This window comes from Pseudoalteromonas sp. XMcav11-Q, assembly GCF_040104525.1.
In the GTDB taxonomy this organism is placed as follows: Bacteria; Pseudomonadota; Gammaproteobacteria; order Enterobacterales; family Alteromonadaceae; genus Pseudoalteromonas.
Window position 1 is genome coordinate 80,776 of record NZ_JBECOX010000013.1, and the last position, 21,804, is coordinate 102,579.

The window sequence follows — 21,804 nt, forward strand, 5'->3', positions numbered from 1 at the left end:
GGAGTGATACAGCAATGAAGCAGATTTTCCTGTTACTCTTGTTCGTTGCCAGCCACATTGTCTATGGCAGTGAGACAAACAAACCTATGCTGGTTGAAAAGCGGGCATTTACACTTGCGCATTTTACTACGGAGTCTGGAGCCAGCATTCCTGACGTTAAGGTCGGCTGGGAAAGCTATGGCAAATTAAATGCCGACAAAAGCAATGCAATTTTGATCACGCATTTTTTTTCTGGCACATCTCACGCTGCGGGTAAGTATCGAGAGTCTGACGTGTTGGCAGGTTACTGGGATGCCATTATCGGCCCGGGCAAAGCGATAGATACTAATAAGTACTTTGTGATAAGCGCAGATACTTTGGTCAATGCAAACTGGCATAGTAAAGATGTGATCACGACGGGTCCGGCGTCTATTAATCCGAAAACGGGCAAACCTTACGGCTTGGACTTTCCCGTGGTGACCATCGGTGATTTTGTTGAAGTGCAAAAGCAATTATTAGATAGCTTAGGTATCGACAAACTGCATGCGGTGATGGGCGCGTCTATGGGGTCTTTCCAAGCGTTAGAATGGTCGGTGCGCTATCCCGAAAAGGTGTCACGTTTAATTCATGTGATTGGCGCGGCAAAGATGGATGCTTGGACCGTTGCGGCGTTAGAGAAATGGGCTTTACCTATCCGACTTGATCCAAATTGGCAGGGCGGGGACTACTACGACGGGGAAAGGCCGCTTGCTGGACTCACAGCCACGATGCTTAATATTACGCAAGACGCGATGCACCCCGCTATTTACAACGCCAGTTTTCCAGACTTTATTGTGCTTGATCCCAAAGCAAAACAAGATATTCGTCAGCTTCCTAAACTCAGCCAAACGCTAGCCACGCGCGCACGAGCGAGGGCTGAAACGCAAGATGCGAATTCTATCTTGTACTTAGTCCGCGCCTCGCAACTATATACCGCAGGCATGCAAGGTAATTTTGATAGCGCTATCGATAAAATCACAGCAAAGATTTTGTTGATGCCTGCAAGCAATGACTTGTTATTAAGGCCTGAGCCCATTCGTAAGTTAGCAGAAACCCTAAAAGCCAAGAATAAAGATGTGCAGATCATAGAGATAGAAGGCGTTTGGGGGCATTTAGACGGTATTTTTTCAATTCAATCACAGGCTGACACCATTGCTCAGTTCTTAGCAAAATAATCAAGGAGTGACGATGAAGACGGCGTTGATCACAGGGGCTGCAAGTGGCATTGGTCGCTATATCGCGATGGCCCTGAGCAAACAAGGTTACAGCCTATTACTGGTAGACTTGAACTTAGCGCAAGCACAGACGGTAGCCGAGTCTATCGTCAGTGACGGAGGAAATGCACGAGCGTTTGCGCTCAATATCGCTAATAAGCAAGACATCGCTGACTTTATCCGTCAGCACGATAACATTGATGTGCTTATCAATAATGCAGGCGTGCAACATGTTGAAGCACTAGAGCATTATCCAGAAGATAAATGGCAATTGCTGCAAGACGTGATGCTAACAGGCCCCGCCATGTTGTGTAAGGCGGTATTGCCGCATATGCGCAGAGGAGGCTTTGGCCGCATCGTCAATATTGGTTCTATCCACGCCTTAGTTGCTTCTAAATATAAGTCTGCTTATGTCGCTGCAAAACATGGGTTAATGGGATTTGGCAAAGTATTGGCGCTGGAAACCGCAGACTGCGATATCACCGTGAACACCATTTGCCCCGCTTATGTAAAAACCCCATTGGTAGAGCAGCAAATTACCGCGCAAGCGAAACAGCATGGGATCAGCGAAGATGAAGTGATAAACAATATTATGTTGGCGCCAATGCCGAAAAAGGCCTTTATAGGGTTGGATGAGATTGCGCATGCTGTCAATTTTTTACTCGCAAATGAGTCACGCAACATTACTGGCCAAGCCATTGTGCTGGACGGCGGCTGGACAGTGCAATAGGAGGAATGATGGCTGGATTTGATAAGGTAGTCGTAAGCTACGAAGAAGCAATGGCAGGACTGTGTGATGGCATGACCGTGATTGCCGGGGGCTTCGGTTTATGCGGGATCCCTGAAGGTTTGATAAGCCAAATACGCCACATGGGCACAAAGGACTTAACCGTGGTTTCTAATAACTGCGGAGTAGACGGGTTTGGTTTAGGGATTTTGCTTGAGGATAAGCAGATCCGTAAAATGGTGGCTTCCTACGTGGGAGAAAACGCCTTGTTTGAGCAGCAGTTATTGAGCGGTGTATTGGAAGTTGAATTAACTCCACAAGGGACACTTGCAGAAAAGATGCGCGCAGGTGGAGCTGGGATCCCCGCTTTTTATACCGCAACAGGCGTTGGTACACCCGTCGCTGAGGGCAAAGAGGTAAAAACGTTTGATGATAGAGAATATATTTTAGAGCCGAGTATTACGGGAGACTTTGCCATTGTGAAAGCGTGGAAAGCAGACCGTTTTGGCAATTGTGTTTATCGCCACACCGCGATGAACTTTAATCCAATGGCTGCAACGGCTGGAAAAATTACCGTCGTTGAAGTGGAAGAAATTGTAGAGCCCGGCGAAATCGAGCCGAGCCAAATTCATACCCCCGGAATTTATATCGACAGAGTGATTCTAGGGCAGTTTGAAAAACGCATCGAAAAACGTACTGTGAAGGAGCAAGCATAATGGCATTAACCAGAGAGCAAATGGCCATGCGAGTGGCACAGGAATTAAGAGATGGGTTTTATGTCAACCTTGGCATTGGGATCCCCACGCTGGTGGCCAATTATGTGCCACAGGGCATGGATGTGATGCTGCAATCGGAAAACGGCTTATTAGGCATGGGCGCTTATCCGACCGAGCAGGAAGTGGATGCGGATATGATCAACGCGGGTAAGGAAACCGTTACGGCCCGTACAGGAGCTGCCATTTTTAGTTCGGCAGAAAGCTTTGCAATGATCCGTGGTGGTCATGTGGACCTGACGGTGCTTGGCGCTTTTGAAGTAGATCAGCAAGGTAATCTTGCCAGCTGGATGATCCCGGGTAAGCTTATCAAGGGCATGGGTGGCGCGATGGACCTTGTCGCTGGGGCTAAAAATATAATTTGCACCATGACGCATGCGAATAAACAAGGCGAGTCCAAGCTGCTACAGCACTGCAGTTTACCGCTCACCGGCGTAAACTGTATCAATAAGATAGTAACCGATCTCGCGCTGCTTGAAGTCAAAGGTGGCGCGTTTCATTTACTTGAGCGAGCTCCAGGTGTTAGCGTCGCGGAAATTCAAGCCAAAACCGCAGGCATATTGATTTGCCCTGATGACGTACCGGAGATGGTATTTAGCTAGGATTGCACTAAAGCTGAGTTACCACACTATGCACGCAGTTGGCTGTATCGCGAGCTGCGCTACATTTGTTATTCTACGCTGCTGTCACAAGGTGGCTTGTAACCAAAATTTCTTCTCGGTTATCTAAAAGTCCTATTTTTCCCTTAATTATCCCTCAGCTGCTTAGTATGAAGAAAATGCACTTTTATCTAGTACTTTATTATTGATTGTGGTTACGATTTGTCACATAATTTGCGCCGCGTTTCAACGCGCTCTCAGCTGGGTTGTCGGGAGTTAATTATCACGTAAAGGAACTATATAATGACAAAAAATATCGTGCGTTTAGCACTAGCCTCTCTATTTACTATTTCTTTGACTGCTTGTGTTTCTACTTCTACTGAGGTTAAACAAAATACGGCATATGAATTTCCAATCACACTTTCAGCCCAACAACCTGTATTGATATTCCCGGTTTCGCTGCATGGTGTTCCAGGAAACGACCGTGAAGTGGGTTTAGCTATTACCGCTGGCGTAACGGGAAAACATGGTGCGTCCGTTGTTTCAAGCCAACAGTTATATGATGTGGTTGGTAACTTGTCTTGGACTGTGGGTGAAAACATGCGTAGGCATGTTAATCAAGGAAATTATGCGCTTACAGGTTCGGCTCAGCGCATTGCAGATGATCTTACCGGAGCAATACAAAAGCTGACTAAGACGCTAAAGTCGACAGGAGTGATCAAGGATAAAGGGTTTAACTTTAACAGAGTGATCGTACTACATGTTGATAGTTCTGGTGGGATCCCTGTACCGGGCGTAAATCGTGTAACGGCATTTGGCGGAATCATCGATTTGGAGAATCAAGCGGTGGTTTCTTACATAGAAAAAGACTTGGTATTGGCAGATGGATATGATGCTGTATTGGCGCAAATGCCAATGGAAATGAATGGCATCATTGAAGATCTTATCAATAAAGGTTAAACGTCTGGCTTTACACACAAAATTACCACGATATCAGGAAGCAACTTTCTGATATCGTGAAATCTATCTTTGCAGATGCTGTCTATTACGCGCTACGTGCACTCATCTCAGCAATAAACTTGTTCGAATCTTCAATAGAGCGGTTCATATCTGCGATTAGGGCGCTAATATCACGCTTTAACCCCGTAAACTCACCTTTAATAGCGCTTACCGCTTGTGCATTTAGGTTGTGCTTAAGGTACAGCACATTATCTTGTAGTGAGTCGAGTACGGGTTGCATTTTGGCTTCACTGCTGCGCATTGAGCGAAGTAAGCGTTCAAATTGGCGCTGTGTTTGACTTAATTGCTTAGCACTCTCACGTTTTAGGTTTGCACTCGAATATTGCTCAAGTTCATCTTGCCACTCGTCAAATAGCGCGTTTGCCACGTCTTCCACTTTGTCTATATTGCTACTTACTTCAGCAGCAGCGGCAAGGGATGATTGGTAGTCATCGTTAAGCAGGTTATAGGCTTCTTGTAATTCACCACCATTAAAATTAATTAACGTGGTGAGTCTTTCCAATGCCGATTGAAACTCTTTTTGTGATTCCTCTTGGGACTCCTTTGTTTCTTCGACACGATCAACCAATATCTCGCGTTTATGCACACCAAACTTTTCCATGGTGGCGTAATAGGCACTTTGGCAGCCAGTAACGAGTAAAAGTAACACTGCGCTTAAGGTGAGTTTCTTCATTTGCACTCCCGGGCTCTAGAAGGTCAATAATCAGTAAGTGGCCATGTGACCGTCGTTATATATTACTATTTAGCGCTATAAATTATGGCGGGGATTGTTATGATGTGTAAAGTGATCCATGAATATTAACTTGATTATGATGCAAAGAATAACCGAAATGAAGATCGTAGCACTGCGATTCTTACATTCTCAGCCTAGCTGGTGGCGCCGCTATAGTAAGCGTTGTATTGAGGACCAGATCACGGTCAACGCGGGCTATTTAGCGTATGTTACACTGTTATCGTTAGTCCCTTTAGTTGCGGTGGGTGTAGCAATTTTTTCGGCGTTTCCTGGATTTGAAGATACGCGTTTTGCAATTGAAAACTTTGTGTTCAATAACTTTGTGCCAACATCGACGGACACCATTAAAGAGCACATCAGTGCGTTTACTGGCAACGCGAATAAGATGACAGCTGTGGGGGTGAGTTTTTTGGCCGTCGTGGCTTTATTACTTATTCGTAATGTTGACACCACGCTCAACCGAATTTGGCGAGTAAAGCAAAAACGTCCATTGATGATTTCGTTTGCGATTTATTGGATGGTGCTCACGCTTGGCCCTGTGCTATTGGGCGCGAGTATTGGTATGACATCTTATATCGTTTCTTTAGTGACATTTGCCGATCAAGGGATCCCAGGGTTTAGTGGTGCACTAATTAAGATGTTGCCCTATTTAATTTCTATGGTTGGCTTCATCATGCTCTATACTTTAGTACCAAATACCAGTGTGTCATTTCGAGCCGCGGTTCCGGGTGCTTTGTTTGCAGCTTTGTTATTCGAGCTAACGAAAAAAGGCTTTGCATTATACATTAGCCATTTTCCCTCATACGAAGTTATCTATGGAGCACTCGCAACAGTACCTATTCTTTTTGTTTGGGTATATTTATCTTGGATAGTGGTGTTGTTAGGTGCTGAGTTTACCGTGTGCTTAACCCAAGATATGGAAGCTGCAGGACTAGATGCAAGCTCGGAGTTTGACCCACCAGACGCGCAGGGACTTTAGCTTTTACCGATAACGGTTAGCTTAAGCCCCCAAGGGGGAGTTATGAGCTTATTGTATCAACATGGCGATGCATTGCGTCGCTTTCATCTCGCGGTAGGTGAAGGACATCAATTGGGCATAGAGGAATATGGCTGCAGTGATGGCACACCACTTATCATGCTGCATGGTGGCCCAGGTCAGGGCCATTCTCGTAATGTGCTCGGTTATTTCAATCCACAAAAATACCGCATCATCCTGTTTAGTCAGCGAGGCTGTGGCAACTCAACGCCTGCTGACTTTGGTAATATAAATACCGCGAACCTGCTGAAAGATATTCATTCCATTCGTGCGCATTTAGGGCTGCAAAAGGTTGTACTCGCCGGGGAGTCTTTCGGTGCCATGCTGGCACTGCTTTATGCTGAGCAACATCGTGAAGATGTCTTGGGGATGGTGTTGTGGTCGAGTTTTTTGGGCAATGAGGCGGATCTTCATTGGCTTTATGGTAGCCAAGGTGCCCCCGCACAAATTTATCCAGAGCAGTATCTTGCCTTTGCACAAGGTGCACAAACTGTGGAATCCTTGCTAGACCATTATCATTCGGCACTTTTTGGCGAGGATGAGTTACTCAAAAGAAAAGCGGCGCAGCGCTGGTGTGAGTGGGATAATCTGATCACAACGGATAGCGATACGCAAGGTATTAGGCTCTGCAAAGCAGACAAGCAGCTCAGTAAAGCACAGCATATGGTGCATTTTTTTAGTCACCAGTGCTTTATCAAAACACAGCAAATTACAGCAGATGCACATCAGCTCAATCACTTACCTATCTGGTTTATTCACAGTCGGCATGATTTAATGTGTCGGTACGCACCAGTTCATCAGTTAGCACAAAGCATTAAGGCGCAGTTGCTGATTTTAAATGGGGTTGGGCATTGTTGTGCTAACTCCGTTTACGCAGAAGCAATAAGGCGAGCGGCTGATCTATTACTGTGCAAAATTCAGCATCATTAGCAGTCACAAGAGGTAGGTAGTGCAAGGACTAATTCAAAGGGTCAGCGAAGCAAAGGTAGAAGTAGAAGGTAAGATTGTAGGCCAAATCCGTCAGGGGATATTGTTACTTTTAGGCGTTGAAAAGCCGGATACAGAGCAAACGGCGGATAAGTTACTGCACAAGGTAAGTAACTACCGTATTTTTACTGACGACAAGGGAAAAATGAATTTAAGTTTAAAAGACATTGAAGGCGAACTATTAGTTGTATCGCAATTCACCTTGGCGGCAGACACCAAAAAAGGCATGAGGCCAAGTTTTTCGAGCGCAGGAACACCTGAGCAAGCGAATACACTCTACGAATACTTTGTGACTCAAGCTAAGGCTGCAGGGTTGAAAGTCGCGACGGGACAATTTGCTGCGGATATGAAAGTGAGTTTACTGAATGACGGCCCTGTGACTTTTAATTTTAGTGTTGAATAGTGATTTGACGAAAAAACTAGGGTCAGCCAGTGTTAGCGTTTAACCTCGATAATTATGTTGGCGTAGTCCGGCACTTTTTCGATAAAGGGCTTTTTACCAAAGTTGGTAATTAATAAGTGTTGAAGTTGCTTGAGCTGCGACTCATGCTCAGTTAAAAAGTTGATATACAGTCGGCCCCCATCATTAATAGCAGCTCTGAGTAGGCGATAAAACTGGTGCTGAAACAAGAAGATGGGGGGCTCAAGTTCGCTAAATAAATCGAGCACTATCCAATCGTAGCGTTTGCCTTGTTGCAACGCTTTAAATACATCAACACAATTAACATCGCACAAAGGGTCGCCGCCAAAGTAGCGTTTGTAACAATGGATCACATCTGGGTTGTTATCTATGGTGGTAATATGACAATTTGGATAAGTGGCATTGAGGTAATCACGGATTGCACCTGCGCCAAGACCCAGCTCCAGTACGCTGGTCGGCGGGGCGACTTGCTGCCAGCGACTCGCGAATGTTTTTAAATGAGGAAATAACAAGTGCTCCGGGTGGTTTAACTCCACAACGGATTGTAATGTGTTGTTTATCAGAAGCCATCTCAACGATTTCTCTTGCCGCACTTGGATGCTATTTCTGCCTTGTTTATGCCAATATAGCAAGTGTCCTAGTTGGTGGCTCCGGTCCACAAAATCGTTGCTGATAGTGCCTGAATGCGTAATAAATTCTCCCATGATAACATCATCATAGACGAGGATTTTGTGAATGCCAGCTTGTCCACCAGTTTTTACACTAAAGGATAAGTGTTTTGGCGCATTTTATTCCCTACACTGAGCTTATCTTGTAGGGTGTATCCGTACTAGATTCAAAGTCATTTAACAGGCTAATAACAAAACAGGAGTCAGTGATGTTTGAGGTAACTTCACCACAAAGCAGCGAAGATTGGCAAGCCTATTACCAGTTACGCTGGCAGGTGTTAAGAGCGCCATGGGATCAACCTCGTGGCAGCGAACAGGATGATTTAGAGCAAGAAGCTGAACATCGCTACATAAAAAATAATGATGGTGAAGTGCTAGGCGTAGCTAGGCTCCATTTTAACAATCATAAGCAAGCACAAGTACGCTATATGGCCGTTGCAGAAGGGCATCGAGGTCATCACTTAGGTAGCCGTTTGCTACACGAGCTTGAGGTTATTGCTTGGACGCAAAAAGCAGAAGAGCTGGTTTTGTATGCTCGCGAGCGCGCGTTATCATTTTACGAACGCCATGGTTATGAAGTGGTTGAAAAAGCACATTTAGCCTATGGCGATGTGCAGCACTGGAAGATGGTAAAACAACGTCCTACGGAGCCAGGCTGGTTTAGGCAGCCAGATTGGACCCATGTATTACAAAATACTTGGCGCGAGTCTATTCCAATCAGTGATGCGATGGGGATTAAAGTAGAAAGTTATACAGACTGGCAGTTTTCCACTAAGGCTGATTTAAAAGCGAACCTCAATTTACACAACTCGATGTTTGCAGGTTCTATATATAGCATGGCGACGCTAACGGGCTGGGGGGCGACTTATTTAGCACTTAAAGAGCTTGGGTTAGAGGGAGATATTGTGTTGGCTGACGCCAATATTAAATATCTAAAACCTTTAACCACGGCACCAGCGGCAACGGTTACCATTGCGGACTGTGAAGGTGAATTGCAAGCGCTAGAGACGGCTGGCAAAGCAAAATATGTGGTGCCAGTGAATGTCTATGATGGTGACATGCTAGTTGCTAAATTTGAGGGGCAGTTTGTGGTAATTAAACCGCAATAAGTAGAGAATTATTCTCAGCTTTCCAAACGAAAAAGCTCTGAGTGTTCAGAGCTTTTTTTGTATTCGAATGTGCTTAAAGAATATCTGTGAGCAGCACGCCAATACCGAGCCTTTGGGTATGTGTGTTATAGTCTATTAAGCTTTCGCCGTAGCCATTAAAGTATTGTGCGTAGCCGCGCAGCCTTCCCCAAATCGGGAATGACCAGTCTAATTGAATTGCACCGCGATTATCACTGTTTAAGTTATTGCGCCACATAAAGCCAAACTCATGCTCTTCGTGGCGATATACCCCACTAAACTCGAAGTGACCTAAGTACTCATCGATATTTGGATTGTCGTCTCCGCGTGGATCCAAGGCATCTTCTTTGTCGTCTTCGGGTAAGCGATACCAAGGTTTAAAGCTGAATACAAAGCCTCGGTTTTCCCAGATAAAATTCGCATAGATACGATTCCAAGAGCGGGAGTTTGGTTGACTGCGACCGTTAGATTGATGGGAAATCCCAAGTACAAAGGCCATCTCATCGCCCCACAGCACGTTTTCATCATCTAAAAAGTTAATCCAAAAGATTTCTGGTTCATAGTTGGTTTCACGAAATGGCGAAGACACATCTTTGTTATACAGCTGCCAATACGATTGCAGCGTAAAAGCAAAATAGATTGCCTGATCTTTATCCGAAAAGTTTTTATAAATAGGCGCTTTTAATGAGATTTGGTATTTGGCTTCAAAGTTGTCGATTGGCTCGCCGTCTTCATCGTCAATGGCTTTTAGACCGTCGAATGGTCTGCTGTTGACGTTGGTCATATAAGAAACTGGCAAAATATAGTTACGCTTATGTGGTGTTAATACATTACGGTTCTTTTCCGTTACACGTTCGCGCGCCATGCGTTTATCTAATTGGCTTAAGGTTTTATCTGCATCAGCCTCGGCACATTCGGTACGGACCTGCTCTATGGTTTTATCTTTTTCTCCAGTTAATACCGCGTTTAGCACGCACTGTTTGACTAAATCGATTTCATCTTCCTGTTGGGCTTCTTGAGCGTAAAGTGGCAAGGTAAGCAAGGCCAAAGCCGGTATTGATAAGTGTGTAAGTTTCATCCTGTGTGCGCCGAGAGTAAGTACAATTGATTACATTATTAACCAATGATAATGAAAGGGAAATGAATCTCGAAGGTCAAAAATGTCAGAAAGAAAAATACGTACGAATAAGAAAAAGGTGGCGGCTATCGCCGCCATACCTTAGTAAGCGTTAAGCTAAACAAGCAGAGCTTATTTGCTTTGACTTACTCTCACGCAATAAAAGTACTCAAGTTAAAGCGTTTCAACCTGAGTAAAAAACTTATAAAGCTCAGTACCTTGATTCACACTAGCAGAGGCAAAGTGCAAAATGGCGATGGCATCTTCGTCTAACTTGATCTCATTTAAGGGCGTTTCTGATAAATAGCGCTCCATTCTGAGAATTTTGGCGATGGTTTGACCCGCCTTGATATGCTCTCCAAGCTTTGCCGTATATTCCACCATACCACCCATTGGGGCATAAAAGGCGCGATAATTTTCTAGTCGACAGACGTAACGGGTGATGTCTTGCGGCATAAAGTGTGCATCTTGAAAGGCCTGTTTATAGTTCAGGTAGCTCAAAATGCTATTAGCGTCATTCAATGCTTCCGCTAAATCAATTTTTTCTTGAGAGCCAAGCTCAACCGTAAACGCTTCGGTTAATACTGGGATCTCTCGGCCTATAGCCTGATAGGCTTGCTGCAAGTTCCACCATGGACAAAAACTGGCTTCATCCATTGCTCCATCAAAGTCACTTGGAATAAGTAACACATGTGGAATATCAAAATATCGAGCGCTGTTTTTTGCATACTCAGGACAATACAGGTGTTTTGCTGAAATTGGTCCCGTGTGTAGGTCTAAAACAATGTCAGCCTCATGAGCTAGACGCTGTAAATTCAAGGCGATGCGCTTACCTGTCGTCAACCTATCTAAGGGCCCATCAAGTAGTGTTTGGGTGCGCTCAACTAATCGTTGGCGAAATTGCTGAGCGATTTCTGTTATTGATAGCGTCGGGTTTTGCTCCACAAACTCGGCAACCAACCCGGAATGGTTGATGTACATTCGATTCCAATTCGTGCCTGTAATTGGATCAAAACGTCCTAAGGTAAACTCACCAGATTTCTGATTACAACCAATCGGGTTTGCGTAAGGCACTAAGGTGATGTCCGCTTTTAATGACAATTGCTTCAACTGTTCCAGCAGTTGATAAATCACTGCATTACCTTGCACTTCAGCGCCATGCATATTTGCTTGGATATACACCTTTGGCCCACTGCCATTGCCTTTGATGCGATAGACTGGAATAGTCAAAGGCAAGCCGTTGGCAATTTCACCAACCTGAATATGTTGTTGTGTAATGGTATTCATGTTTACCTCAAATAACTTGAAGCGGGCTCTGCTTCACGGACACAGCTGATTTCTCCAGCTGAGATGATGTACTCAGCTGGGAGCTCATGACATAAAAAGAACGGCATACTTTCGGTGTAGCCGTAAGCGCCACACTGACTGAAAACAAGCCAATCGCCATTGGCACTGTCGCTTGGTAAGGCTAGGGTGCCTAATTTATCCAATGCTGTGCAAAGTGGACCATGAATATGAAAGTCTATGGTCTCAGCTTGAGACTGGCGTAACAATTCAGCGGGGAAAGCTTGCCCGGTAACCGCTGGACGCAGCAGGTGATTGACACCGCCTGCGACAATCAGTTGTTGTGCACCGTAGTTTTGCTTTTGTTCCACCACAGGGTTGAGATAAAAACCACATTCGCCAACCGCATAGCGGCCTAACTCCATCCATAATTCTTGCACTTGCGTGGCGGATTTTATCAATGCGAGCGTGTCTAATAATTTCTGCCAATCGAGAGAAGGGCTTTGCCTATCATAGGGAATGCCAAGGCCGCCACCTAAGTCGAGTACCTTTAGAGTAATCCCTAAATCAGCAGCGAGCTGAACTAAAGGTGCAACCATAGCCTGCCAAAGTTCAGAGAGTGTATCGCTGCAGAGCATATTGCCCCACTGGAAAATATGCAGTCCGACAAAGTCTAGGTAGGTGTAGTCACTTAAAGTTAGGGCTTGCCACTGCTCTGCGCCAAGACCAAAAGGAGTCAGCGTATTGCCACCAAGTGGATTGTGCTCTGCTTTATCAAAGCGTAACTGCACCCGCAGTAAAACTTCAAATTGAAGCTCAAACTCTTCGGCCACTTGATTTAACCAGCGTACTTGATTGTGACTTTCAGCCACGAAAATACGTACGCCTTGTGTGGCAAAATGACGGATCTGCTTTAGCGATTTGGCAGGACCTGTGTTGAGCACGCGTTCAGGTGCGATCCCTTGAGATAACACCTGATCAAGCTCGCCGCTAGATGCCACATCAAAGTTAAACCCAGCGTTATCTAGGGTTTTAATGATATGTGATAACGGATTCGCTTTTACGGCATACCAAAGCTTAACGATTTGCTGATCAACTAAGGGCTTAACATGTGCACTTAGCTTATCTAAATCGTAGCAAAAGAATGGCGTATCTTGTTGCTGGATCAATGCCTCAGCTGCGGTTCGCTGTGACGTGCTCAACCAAGTCATTAGCGTAGAACCTCTTCCAGCGCCAGTGATGCATCACTTTGTTCATCACGGTATTTTACGATAAGTGCGCATGACATACTTAGTCCTTGCTCGCGCGCCCACTCACTTGAGGCTGGACGAGAGCCTGGGATCACTATCGCGTTTTCAGGGATGGCTTCACCTTTGTCAAGCAAGCGCTCGTTCACGCAGTCATAGACAGGAATACTTGCTGAAAGGCGCACACCCGGTGCTAATACGGCACCGCGTTTAACAACAACCCCTTCAACCAATACACAGCCTGCACCAATAAAGGCATCGTCCTCAACAACAACAGGGCTTGCTCCAACTGGTTCTAATACACCACCCACTTGCACCGCTGCGCTAAGGTGGACATTTTTACCAATTTGCGCGCAAGAACCAACCAACGCATGACTATCTACCATAGTACCTGAATCAATATAGGCACCAATGTTGACATAAGCCGGTGGCATAATGATTGTGCCCGCTGCGACGTAAGCGCCACGTCTTACACTGCTTCCGCCAGGAACCATACGAACGCCATCTTGGGCAGCAAATCCGCGTGGTGCTAAGTTGTCTTTATCAACAAATCCACCTGGGAATTCTGTATTTACGCCATTTCTAAATGCCTCAAGGATCCCGTGTTTTACTTCTACGTTAGCATGCCAATGGCCTTGCTCATCCTGTGTTGCCGCACGTACTGTGCCATTTTCTAAATCGTTTAGTAGGGTTAACCAGCTCATGTTTACTGCCTTAATTCCAAGATAAAATAGTTTCGTTCGCGCGAGTGATCGCATCGGTATGGGTGAGTTCCAAATGTGTCAGTGGCGGGCGCAAGTTTGGACTTGTGAGCTTCCCTTGCAAGTGCATTAACACTTTGACTGGTATGGGATTTGCCACTGCAAATAAGCTATTTGCAGCTTCTGACCAAGTGGTAAATAAATTAGGAGAGGTGCCGCTTAACGAGCGCCTTACAAATTCTGCGGTTTGCTGTGGCCATGCGTTTGCTGCAACAGACACCAGACCCGTTGCACCTGCTTGTGCAAAGTAGGGCATAAGGCCATCGTCGCCGCTATAGATGGCGACATCAGGCGCTGCCTGACGAAATGCTTCAAAGGTGGCAATATCACCACTGGCTTCTTTTAGTGCCCACAGATTAGGGTGGCAAGCTAGTTCGCCGAGTAGGTCAGGGGCGATAGCAACGGCACTGCGACCGGGTACATTGTAGAGCATGCAAGGGTTATGGCTCTCATCGAGTAGCGTACTAAACCAATGCGCCAGACCAACTTTGCCGGGCTTTGCGTAGATTGGTGAGCCAAGTAAGAGCGCATGAATGGGCTGCGAATTACAAAAGCGCACCCATTGTGTTTGCTGCTCAAGATTACTGCCGCCAACGGCAACCATGAGCGGTACGCTTGGGGCGAGCTGGCAAACAAACTCAACGATTTGTTGCTGTTCTTGTTGGGTAAGCGCAAGGCCTTCGCCGGTACTGCCTAGTAAAAGAATACCGTTACGAGCTTGTTCTTGATCGCGTACCAGCGTCGTTAATGCGTTAAAATCAACCTGATTTTCAGCATCAAAAGGCGTTACTAAGGCCGTCCACAACGGATAGTCAGATAAGTTGAATTGTGATTTCATCTCTACCGAACTTAAATCATGTTCGGAGTTAGGAGGGTGTCCAAACTTCGAACTGTTAAAATTCGAAGAGCAATGGACTTAAAAAGGATAAGGCAGCCAATGGCCTTATTTTTCTAAGACCAGAAGCTCTCCACCAAGTATGTTGGTGACAGTCGCTGGGATTCAGCCCAGTCGCCCGAAATGAGTATTAGCAAACAATAACTCAATTTCTCGGCGTATATTCCCCTCACTAAGCTGCAACGGAGTTTGCTCTCCTTCACTTAGTTACCTGAATAACGCACCTCTTCCAGCCCTCAATTTGACGCCGTGGCATCAAACTATCTAAATAGGGTGAACGCGCATTGAAACATTTTGGCCGTCTAGGTGTCAAGCATCGGACTGTAAATAATGCGATTGTTAACTACACTTAACATTGCAGCTGAGACAATGCTATGAGATGAAAAACAAAAATATGTCGCTAATAAGTAAAGTTAAAAATCGTTATATCGGGGCATTACTTGCTATGGCTATATTGTTGTCGATGGCGATGGGGGTTATGCAATATCTACTGTATCAGCAGAGCTTAGATGCACACGTAATTAATATTGCGGGTATGCAGCGGATGTTGTCCCAACGTATCGCGCTATATAGTGCGCAAGACAATCAACGAGATAGTGAAGCGCTACGTCAAGCCATTGATAAGTTTGAAAGTAATCATGAGTTTTTAACTAAAACAGAAAGTAGTGGAGAGGCTATTTATCTGAATGAGGCGCTTGCAGCGCTTTACTACCAAGGGCCGGTGCAGTTGGATTTGCAAAGTACTACTTTTGTCACTTTATCAAGGTCTCGGTTACAGCAATCCACTCCTCAATTAATGGAGCAAATCTTTACTGCGTCTCAGCATATACTCCCAAACCTGAATGATGCCGTTTCACTATTCGAGCAGCATGCGCGAAGTAAAACAGAGATGGTGAGGAAAATAGAATTGTTAATCTGGCTACTTGGACTGTTGCTACTGTTTATAGAAGCGAAACTTGTATTTCGCCCAATGGCGCGAGAAATTGCTGAAGCACTCGATAAATTAGAGGCGGCAAGAAAGCTTGCTGACGATGCATTACACTCAAAATCACGATTTTTAGCACGCGTTAGTCACGAGCTAAGAACACCATTGCAGGCCATTCAGGGGTATTTAGATGAATATCTGAGGAGCAAAGACACGCAGCAATTACAGCATGTGAAAAGCGCAGCAAATCAATTGGATGTATTACTCTATTCGGTTCAAGACTTTAATAACCTTTCCGAGCAAGAAGTGGTTATTGAGCGTCATCAAGTCGCATTGCGAGAAGTAATAAAGTCAGCTTGTATCGCCTTTCAACTAACCGCACACAAGAAATCTCTCGCTTTTAATTTGGCATTGAGTAGTGAGTTAGATGTGGCTTGTTATTGTGATTGTAAGCGTGTTGGTTGGTTGATCAGTGAATTGGTTAATAATGCAATTAAATTTACTGAGCGTGGCAGCATTCAAGTATTTGCGGATTTGGTTATAGATGAAGATACACCATATTTAGAATTTGTCGTTGAAGATACTGGGCCTGGGTTCGACTATCAGCAGTTACGAGAAGCTGTGCATAGCGAGCATTTTCAAGGCACGCAGTTAGGGCTGAAGCGTTGCCAATTACTCACCTCAGCGCTTGGAGGACGATTAGATTTTAGTGCAAGGGAGCCAATCGGTACAAGAGCAATCCTGAGAGTCCCTATTGAAATTGACAATCAACAGGTACCGGCTCATACAATGGAGCAGGTGTCGGCTCGCATTTTACTGGTGGAAGATAATTTACTAAATGCACGCGTGATTGAAAAAATGCTTCAGCCCATAGCAAAATTGGTAACGCATGTCGAACATGGTGAAGGTGCCCTTGAAGTATATGAGGTGGGTAAGTTTGATATCGTGCTAATGGATTTGAATATGCCTGTGATGGATGGCTTTGAAGCCACTGAGCGTTTGAGAAAGCTAGATCCAGCTGTGCCTATTTTGGTCGTGACCGCAAATACCAATGCGGAGGATCTGGATAAGGTCTACGCACTTGGCGCAACGGCTCATTTGTATAAGCCGTTGCAACCGGATGTGCTGCATAGCAAAGTGGCGCTATTACTGAATAAGTGTGGAGACTTAGTCTCGTCTTAAACGAATATTTCCAACTCCGACTTCTGCATCGATGGAATACTGGCCTTGACCACGATAGTCTGTTGTCGAGCCAACCATACTCTTTTCGGAAGTTTCTACGTTGCCAAAACCTGACATTGCCGTTTTACCAACACCTGAATCTAAAGACACTTTTTTGAAATCGGTGGTGGTAGTCTCAATTTTAATTTTTCCTACGCCTACCTCTAAATCAGCAGAGTTATTAAGATCTTGAATATCAATTTTGCCAACACCAACCTCAACATCTAAAGCCAAATTTACAGGCACCTTAACTTGCCAAGATAGTTCATAATCATCCGAATTGATCTCAAGTGATAATTTATCCCCTGATGTGTTGCTGTTTAGGGTGGCCTCACTCACATCTGGCTTACCAAACCAACTGTCTGACTCTTTCGGTTCAACCAAAATTTCGACCTCTATGGTGTCGCCGTTGTAAGTTTGTAGGTCGATTTTACCTACGGCAATATCCACTTCTAACTCGGCTAGGCTATTGCTTGGGAATGATGCTGTAATGGTTTTTGAATCTTCTGCTTGTGCAGTCATTGCCGCTGCACTTAATGCTAAAACTAACGCTACCTTTTTCATTATTTTTTACCTTCAACGAGAGTGTTTGAAAGGTAAGTCGCACATAAAAATGAAAAGGTTTAAAAAGATTTTTATTTTTTTAGGGCGTGTTAATGGAAGTATCTGTTTAACACGCCTACAAAGTAAACTGCTTACCTCTTGGCAAGATAGCGCTGAGTGTTATAGTCGGGTGACTGAATAACCATTGTTTTTAAGCTGCTCAATAAGGCCATATTTTTCAACAAGATGTAATGCACCAACGGCAATAAACGTTGATTCATTGGGGAGCTGCTTTTTAAGCATTTTCACCCAGTTATTATTGCGTTCAATGATCATCAATTGCTCGGCTAATTTGCCATATTTATCATCCGAAAAACTTACCTGATAGTAATGTGATAACTTCTCTAAATCGCCGCTTCGCCATGCGGAAACTAAATCCAAGAAGTAGGTGTTCAAATCAGACATCTGTGCAAATGTTTCCTTGAGCATAGCGTCACTATGAATACTCAGCTGACTGAACATTTCAAGCTGATATTCTAAGGTTTCAAATTCACCAATTGGGATCTTCTTTTCGTTTGCGTAGGCAATTACTTGTTTATCGATGCCATTGGTATCGGTAAATCCAAGCTTTTGATATTCCAGTTGTAGCATAGTTATCATCACGGCCCATGGCGCATAGCGTTCAAATAAGGCGATATCTATCTGCTTTTTGGAAAAGTAGTCTTGTAGCTTCTGATAGACTTCTGCAGAGAGCTGATCTTTTAGTGTTTGGTTGTTTTTTAACAGCATAAATGGCATGGAGCGCTGTTGGATCGCAAATGGAGAAAGCGCCTCTAAGTTCACTTCAACCATGACTCTATCACTACTCGCAATGGCGCTTTTTACCTTGGCTGGTAAACCATGCATTTGTTCGTCACCGACGTGGACGGTACCAAATAAGTACGACGTTTTGTTGTCCTTTTCTACTTTCCACAGGCCAACTTCTGCGTTGGCGAGATTACTGAAAAGGCTTAAGCAAAGATAAATAAATAACAATGGTGAAAATACTTTAACCATAGTAATGATCCCTGTTGGTTTTAAAGGGTCAGTCTGCGATATCGAAATGTGAATGTCACTAAAAAATGAAGTACGCTTGGGCGGTAGAAAAAATTTCATATGGGCAAATCGGGAAAGTAAATTTTTCGTTATATCGAAACTGAACCAATAGAAAATTCGCATTTTAAAATGTGTGGTTGTTTTAATTCTTTAGTTTGTGGTTTTTTGGTTTTTTTATGCGTTAAAATCAGGTTTTTAATTTTAAATAGCATAGTTTTTTGTGTTGACTTCAGTGTGCAAGGCGCGGTATTAATAGAAAAAGAGGCAGCACAGTGCTTACACTGAATGATTGCCAAGTTTAAATTTACGGAATTCAAGCAATGTTACTAACAGCAACTCTACTAGTCGTGATTATCAACGTGGTGATTATTATTACCGCGGGGGCTAGTTAGTGCTGTAAGAAAAGTATCAGCATAAACGCCCCCCGCACCAAAAGGTTCGGGGGGCGTTTTCGTTTTAGGGCATAAAAAAGGCAACTGAGAGCAGATCATGAGCAATTCAACAACCGGCGCACAACTTGTTATCAAGGTGCTAGAAGAGCAAGGCGTTAAACACGTATTTGGTTATCCTGGTGGTGCCATCATGCCCATTTATGACGCTTTGTATGGCGCGCCAGTTAAGCACTACTTGACTCGCCATGAGCAAGGTGCTGGTTTTGCTGCTGTTGGGTATGCTCGTAGCACTGGCAAGCTTGGGGTTTGTTTTGCCACTTCTGGACCCGGCGCGACAAATCTTATCACCGCACTTGCTGATGCCATGATGGATTCAGTTCCGCTATTGGCTATCACTGGGCAAGTGCCGACCGCTGCTATCGGTTCGGATGCCTTTCAAGAGGTGGATGTGCTGGGCATGTCTTTGTCATGTACTAAGCACAGCTACATGGTTGAGCGAGCGGAAGACTTGGCTGAAATATTACAAGAAGCCATGTACTTAGCGCAGTCTGGGCGACCTGGTCCGGTGTTGGTCGATATTCCCAAAGATATCCAGCTAGCTAAAGTACCTTTTCATCCTTTTGCTGCGCCACAAGACGAACAGCCGAGGGTTTCGCAAACTGAAGTAGCAAAAGCCAATCAATTATTATGTGATGCTAAACGACCTGTTGCCTACATTGGCGGCGGTGTGCAAAGCGCCGATGCGCAGTCACAGCTGATGCAATTTTTAGAAAAGACCCATATGCCGGCCGTATCGACGCTAAAAGCTTTGGGTAGCGTAACGCCGGATTATGATTATGACTTAGGAATGCTAGGTATGCACGGTACTCAAGCGGCGAACCTGGCGGTTCAGCAATGCGACTTGTTGGTATGTATCGGGGCGCGATTTGATGACCGTGTAACGGGGAATTTGGCAAAGTTTGCTGCAGGGGCAAGGGTGATCCATTTAGATATCGACCCTGCAGAAGTGGGCAAACGTAAACCCGCAGCCGCTTCGCTTATTGCAGATTTAAAACAGTCATTGCCGCAACTTGAATGTGTGGTTACGAATGCCGAATGGCTAGAGACCATCGAAGCACTGCAACGTCAACATGCGTGGCGTTATGACTATCCTGGCGAAAAAGTATTTGCACCGTATTTGTTAAATCAACTGAGCCAAAAGCTACCCAATACAGCGGTAGTGTGCTGCGATGTAGGCCAACATCAAATGTGGGTGGCACAGCACATGAAATTCAGTCATCCAAGCAATCATTTAAGTAGTGGCGGTGCAGGCACGATGGGATTTGGCTTACCAGCTGCAATTGGTGCACAGATAGCACGTCCAGATAACACAGTGATCACGGTATCTGGCGACGGCTCCATCATGATGAATATTCAAGAGTTGGCAACTATCCGCCGTAATAACCTGCCAGTTAAAATATTGATATTAGACAACCAAAGGCTGGGTATGGTGAGACAGTGGCAGCAACTCTTTTTTGACGGTCGTTACAGTGAAACCGACCTGTCAGACAATCCAGACTTTGTCTCATTGGCTGCCGTATTCGGTATTCCTGGGCAGACAATTACTCATGCAAACCAAGTAGATGATGCCGTTGACGCCATAGTAAATGCGCAAGGGCCATATATTTTACATGCTTGTATCGACGATAAAGAAAACGTATGGCCGCTTGTTCCACCTGGTGCTGCCAATGATGAAATGATGACGGAGAGCCTTTCATGAAACACCATTTAACCGTTGCAGTAAAACAACAGAGCATCGCAGTGGAGCGCTTTTTACGCGTAGCCAGACATCGCGGATTTCGCTTAACGAATTTGGAATTACAAGGTCAAGATGACTTATTCCACGTCAAAATGACCGTAGATAGTGACAAACCTATCTATTTATTAACCTCACAACTGAGTAAGCTAGTAGAAGTGCAAGCGGTTGACTTGCATACACTACAGAAACAGGCAATTTAGAAGAATTAAGGTAGTTAATAATGACACAAACATCAGAAGTAATTTGGCATAACGGTGAAATGGTTCCTTATTTTCAAGCAACCACCCATGTGCTTAGTCATGCTTTACATTATGGCAGCTCAGTTTTTGAAGGGATCCGTGCTTACGATACGCCAAATGGTCCAGCTGTTTTTCGCTTAACCGATCATATTCAACGCCTCTTTGATTCCGCGAAGATCTACCGTATGGAAATTCCTTTTACCAAAGAGGAAGTAATCGCAGCGTGTAAAGAGACTATCCGCGCAAATGACTTTACCAATGCTTACCTTCGTCCATTTGCATTTTTAGGTCATGTGGGTCTTGGTTTAAATCCGAAATCGCACCGTGCAGACATGACAGTCGCTGCGATGGAATGGGGTGCATACCTTGGTGAAGAAGGCTTAGCGCAAGGTGTTGATGTGTGTGTTTCTTCTTGGAGTCGCCTCGCACCAAATACCATGCCTACTGCGGCTAAAGCGGGTGGTAACTATTTATCTTCACAGCTTATTTCAGGTGAGGCGAAGCGTAATGGTTATGTTGAAGGGATCGCGCTTGATGTTAATGGTTACCTGAGCGAAGGTGCTGGTGAGAACTTATTTGTTGTGAAAAAAGGCGTGCTTTATACCCCGCCAACCACAGCTTGTATTCTACCCGGGCTCACGCGCGACACTATCATCCATTTGGCGAGAAAACGCGGTTATGAAGTACGTGAAGAGCCGATTGCTCGTGAAGCGCTTTATCTTGCTGATGAGTTCTTTATGGTTGGTACCGCAGCGGAAGTAGTACCTGTTCGCAGCGTAGACAAAATTACCGTGGGTAATGGTGGTAGAGGTCCAATTACGGAAGAGTTACAGCAGGCCTATTTCGCTTTGGTTAAAGGTCAAGCTGATGACGAAAATGGCTGGTTAGAGTACGTAAACGAATAATTTTATTGGTATCGGGGCCAAGCGTCCCGAACAAAAGCGCATTGTAAATTGTGGGAATG

At 44.8% G+C, this 21,804-nt stretch carries 22 protein-coding genes and 1 riboswitch; of the genes, 13 read left to right on the top strand and 9 right to left on the bottom strand.

The annotated features are described in order from the left end of the window. Window positions 1-14 precede the first annotated feature (14 nt). From ABMY45_RS18815 to ABMY45_RS18835, 5 genes are all read left to right on the top strand, one after another. Window positions 15-1,193, top strand: a complete 1,179-nt coding sequence (locus tag ABMY45_RS18815) for a homoserine O-acetyltransferase (RefSeq protein ID WP_349289333.1) — start codon at window positions 15-17, stop codon at window positions 1,191-1,193. A 13-nt stretch (window positions 1,194-1,206) separates the two neighbouring features. Continuing rightward, window positions 1,207-1,962: a 3-hydroxybutyrate dehydrogenase gene (locus ABMY45_RS18820; protein WP_206471665.1), complete on the top strand. Its 756-nt coding sequence runs from the start codon at window positions 1,207-1,209 to the stop codon at window positions 1,960-1,962. 8 nt (window positions 1,963-1,970) lie between these two features. Next, entirely contained in the window at window positions 1,971-2,675 is a 705-nt protein-coding gene (locus ABMY45_RS18825; protein ID WP_349289354.1) for a CoA transferase subunit A, read from the top strand. Then, the gene (locus tag ABMY45_RS18830) at window positions 2,675-3,334 is read left to right on the top strand and encodes a 3-oxoacid CoA-transferase subunit B (RefSeq protein WP_045990408.1); all 660 of its coding nucleotides are present in this window, start codon (window positions 2,675-2,677) and stop codon (window positions 3,332-3,334) included. Before ABMY45_RS18825 ends, ABMY45_RS18830 begins: the two co-directional genes overlap by 1 nt. A 300-nt stretch (window positions 3,335-3,634) precedes the next feature. Next, window positions 3,635-4,291 carry a hypothetical protein gene (locus tag ABMY45_RS18835; protein WP_099031124.1) on the top strand — a complete coding sequence of 219 codons (657 nt, stop codon included), beginning with the start codon at window positions 3,635-3,637 and terminating at the stop codon, window positions 4,289-4,291. Window positions 4,292-4,376: 85 nt separating this feature from the next. On the opposite strand, the gene ABMY45_RS18840 is transcribed toward ABMY45_RS18835, so the two are convergent. Next, entirely contained in the window at window positions 4,377-5,024 is a 648-nt protein-coding gene (locus ABMY45_RS18840) for a DUF2959 domain-containing protein (protein WP_237117205.1), read from the bottom strand. Between the two features lie 157 nt (window positions 5,025-5,181). Here ABMY45_RS18840 and ABMY45_RS18845 point away from each other — a divergent pair, with 157 nt between their 5' ends. From ABMY45_RS18845 to dtd, 3 genes are read left to right on the top strand one after another with little or no spacing between them, the layout of a single operon-like run. Then, entirely contained in the window at window positions 5,182-6,063 is an 882-nt protein-coding gene (locus ABMY45_RS18845; protein WP_349289334.1) for a virulence factor BrkB family protein, read from the top strand. 42 nt (window positions 6,064-6,105) lie between these two features. Then, window positions 6,106-7,050: an alpha/beta fold hydrolase gene (locus ABMY45_RS18850; RefSeq protein ID WP_349289335.1), complete on the top strand. Its 945-nt coding sequence runs from the start codon at window positions 6,106-6,108 to the stop codon at window positions 7,048-7,050. Window positions 7,051-7,069: 19 nt separating this feature from the next. Further along, entirely contained in the window at window positions 7,070-7,510 is a 441-nt protein-coding gene (gene dtd / locus ABMY45_RS18855) for a D-aminoacyl-tRNA deacylase (protein ID WP_349289336.1), read from the top strand. A 32-nt stretch (window positions 7,511-7,542) separates the two neighbouring features. On the opposite strand, the gene ABMY45_RS18860 is transcribed toward dtd, so the two are convergent. Continuing rightward, window positions 7,543-8,232, bottom strand: coding sequence for an SAM-dependent methyltransferase (locus ABMY45_RS18860; protein ID WP_010607755.1), 690 nt, complete (start codon window positions 8,230-8,232; stop codon window positions 7,543-7,545). Between the two features lie 173 nt (window positions 8,233-8,405). Between ABMY45_RS18860 and ABMY45_RS18865 the strand changes: the two genes are divergently transcribed. After that, the gene (locus ABMY45_RS18865; protein WP_206471666.1) at window positions 8,406-9,305 is read left to right on the top strand and encodes a bifunctional GNAT family N-acetyltransferase/hotdog fold thioesterase; all 900 of its coding nucleotides are present in this window, start codon (window positions 8,406-8,408) and stop codon (window positions 9,303-9,305) included. Window positions 9,306-9,378: 73 nt separating this feature from the next. Here the strand turns inward: ABMY45_RS18865 and ABMY45_RS18870 are convergent, their stop codons facing one another. From ABMY45_RS18870 to dapA, 5 genes are all read right to left on the bottom strand, one after another. Next, entirely contained in the window at window positions 9,379-10,401 is a 1,023-nt protein-coding gene (locus tag ABMY45_RS18870; protein ID WP_010607757.1) for a phospholipase A, read from the bottom strand. A 213-nt stretch (window positions 10,402-10,614) separates the two neighbouring features. After that, window positions 10,615-11,727, bottom strand: a complete 1,113-nt coding sequence (locus ABMY45_RS18875; RefSeq protein WP_174170903.1) for a M14 family metallopeptidase — start codon at window positions 11,725-11,727, stop codon at window positions 10,615-10,617. Window positions 11,728-11,729: 2 nt separating this feature from the next. Beyond that, window positions 11,730-12,935 (bottom strand): PLP-dependent decarboxylase, encoded by a 1,206-nt coding sequence (locus ABMY45_RS18880; protein WP_349289337.1) that lies wholly within the window; start codon window positions 12,933-12,935, stop codon window positions 11,730-11,732. Beyond that, complete coding sequence (locus ABMY45_RS18885; protein ID WP_206471668.1) at window positions 12,935-13,675, bottom strand: 2,3,4,5-tetrahydropyridine-2,6-dicarboxylate N-succinyltransferase; 741 nt, start codon at window positions 13,673-13,675, stop codon at window positions 12,935-12,937. Before ABMY45_RS18885 ends, ABMY45_RS18880 begins: the two co-directional genes overlap by 1 nt. Window positions 13,676-13,685: 10 nt before the next feature. After that, window positions 13,686-14,570 carry a 4-hydroxy-tetrahydrodipicolinate synthase gene (gene dapA / locus ABMY45_RS18890; RefSeq protein WP_206471669.1) on the bottom strand — a complete coding sequence of 295 codons (885 nt, stop codon included), beginning with the start codon at window positions 14,568-14,570 and terminating at the stop codon, window positions 13,686-13,688. Window positions 14,571-14,685: 115 nt separating this feature from the next. After that, window positions 14,686-14,864, bottom strand: a riboswitch (Lysine riboswitch). A gap of 142 nt (window positions 14,865-15,006) precedes the next feature. On the opposite strand from dapA, the gene ABMY45_RS18895 reads away from it, so the two are divergent. After that, on the top strand, window positions 15,007-16,734 hold the full coding sequence (locus ABMY45_RS18895; protein ID WP_206471670.1) for a response regulator: 1,728 nt from the start codon (window positions 15,007-15,009) through the stop codon (window positions 16,732-16,734). Here the strand turns inward: ABMY45_RS18895 and ABMY45_RS18900 are convergent. Then, the gene (locus ABMY45_RS18900; RefSeq protein ID WP_010607762.1) at window positions 16,720-17,337 is read right to left on the bottom strand and encodes a hypothetical protein; all 618 of its coding nucleotides are present in this window, start codon (window positions 17,335-17,337) and stop codon (window positions 16,720-16,722) included. The two genes, ABMY45_RS18895 and ABMY45_RS18900, sit on opposite strands and share 15 nt — an antisense overlap. 159 nt (window positions 17,338-17,496) lie before the next feature. Further along, window positions 17,497-18,372, bottom strand: coding sequence for a TraB/GumN family protein (locus ABMY45_RS18905; RefSeq protein WP_349289338.1), 876 nt, complete (start codon window positions 18,370-18,372; stop codon window positions 17,497-17,499). Between the two features lie 528 nt (window positions 18,373-18,900). Between ABMY45_RS18905 and ilvG the strand changes: the two genes are divergently transcribed. Genes ilvG through ABMY45_RS18920 form a run of 3 tightly spaced genes read left to right on the top strand, consistent with a single transcriptional unit; the run spans window position 18,901 to window position 21,745 of the window. After that, window positions 18,901-20,562 (top strand): acetolactate synthase 2 catalytic subunit, encoded by a 1,662-nt coding sequence (gene ilvG / locus ABMY45_RS18910; protein ID WP_349289339.1) that lies wholly within the window; start codon window positions 18,901-18,903, stop codon window positions 20,560-20,562. Continuing rightward, complete coding sequence (gene ilvM, locus ABMY45_RS18915; RefSeq protein WP_010376329.1) at window positions 20,559-20,801, top strand: acetolactate synthase 2 small subunit; 243 nt, start codon at window positions 20,559-20,561, stop codon at window positions 20,799-20,801. The genes ilvG and ilvM overlap by 4 nt, the downstream gene beginning before the upstream one ends. 20 nt (window positions 20,802-20,821) lie before the next feature. Next, entirely contained in the window at window positions 20,822-21,745 is a 924-nt protein-coding gene (locus ABMY45_RS18920) for a branched-chain amino acid transaminase (protein WP_349289340.1), read from the top strand. Window positions 21,746-21,804: the final 59 nt, after the last annotated feature.

Bases quoted from the DNA above. Each gene is read 5' to 3' on its own strand.
- ABMY45_RS18815 (WP_349289333.1), top strand. From the start codon at position 15: ATGAAGCAGATTTTCCTGTTACTCTTGTTCGTTGCCAGCCACATTGTC.
- ABMY45_RS18820 (WP_206471665.1), top strand. From the start codon at position 1,207: ATGAAGACGGCGTTGATCACAGGGGCTGCAAGTGGCATTGGTCGCTAT.
- ABMY45_RS18825 (WP_349289354.1), top strand. From the start codon at position 1,971: ATGGCTGGATTTGATAAGGTAGTCGTAAGCTACGAAGAAGCAATGGCA.
- ABMY45_RS18830 (WP_045990408.1), top strand. From the start codon at position 2,675: ATGGCATTAACCAGAGAGCAAATGGCCATGCGAGTGGCACAGGAATTA.
- ABMY45_RS18835 (WP_099031124.1), top strand. From the start codon at position 3,635: ATGACAAAAAATATCGTGCGTTTAGCACTAGCCTCTCTATTTACTATT.
- ABMY45_RS18840 (WP_237117205.1), bottom strand. From the start codon at position 5,024: ATGAAGAAACTCACCTTAAGCGCAGTGTTACTTTTACTCGTTACTGGC.
- ABMY45_RS18845 (WP_349289334.1), top strand. From the start codon at position 5,182: ATGAAGATCGTAGCACTGCGATTCTTACATTCTCAGCCTAGCTGGTGG.
- ABMY45_RS18850 (WP_349289335.1), top strand. From the start codon at position 6,106: ATGAGCTTATTGTATCAACATGGCGATGCATTGCGTCGCTTTCATCTC.
- ABMY45_RS18860 (WP_010607755.1), bottom strand. From the start codon at position 8,232: ATGGGAGAATTTATTACGCATTCAGGCACTATCAGCAACGATTTTGTG.
- ABMY45_RS18865 (WP_206471666.1), top strand. From the start codon at position 8,406: ATGTTTGAGGTAACTTCACCACAAAGCAGCGAAGATTGGCAAGCCTAT.
- ABMY45_RS18870 (WP_010607757.1), bottom strand. From the start codon at position 10,401: ATGAAACTTACACACTTATCAATACCGGCTTTGGCCTTGCTTACCTTG.
- ABMY45_RS18875 (WP_174170903.1), bottom strand. From the start codon at position 11,727: ATGAATACCATTACACAACAACATATTCAGGTTGGTGAAATTGCCAAC.
- ABMY45_RS18880 (WP_349289337.1), bottom strand. From the start codon at position 12,935: ATGACTTGGTTGAGCACGTCACAGCGAACCGCAGCTGAGGCATTGATC.
- ABMY45_RS18885 (WP_206471668.1), bottom strand. From the start codon at position 13,675: ATGAGCTGGTTAACCCTACTAAACGATTTAGAAAATGGCACAGTACGT.
- dapA (WP_206471669.1), bottom strand. From the start codon at position 14,570: ATGAAATCACAATTCAACTTATCTGACTATCCGTTGTGGACGGCCTTA.
- ABMY45_RS18895 (WP_206471670.1), top strand. From the start codon at position 15,007: ATGAAAAACAAAAATATGTCGCTAATAAGTAAAGTTAAAAATCGTTAT.
- ABMY45_RS18900 (WP_010607762.1), bottom strand. From the start codon at position 17,337: ATGAAAAAGGTAGCGTTAGTTTTAGCATTAAGTGCAGCGGCAATGACT.
- ABMY45_RS18905 (WP_349289338.1), bottom strand. From the start codon at position 18,372: ATGGTTAAAGTATTTTCACCATTGTTATTTATTTATCTTTGCTTAAGC.
- ilvG (WP_349289339.1), top strand. From the start codon at position 18,901: ATGAGCAATTCAACAACCGGCGCACAACTTGTTATCAAGGTGCTAGAA.
- ilvM (WP_010376329.1), top strand. From the start codon at position 20,559: ATGAAACACCATTTAACCGTTGCAGTAAAACAACAGAGCATCGCAGTG.
- ABMY45_RS18920 (WP_349289340.1), top strand. From the start codon at position 20,822: ATGACACAAACATCAGAAGTAATTTGGCATAACGGTGAAATGGTTCCT.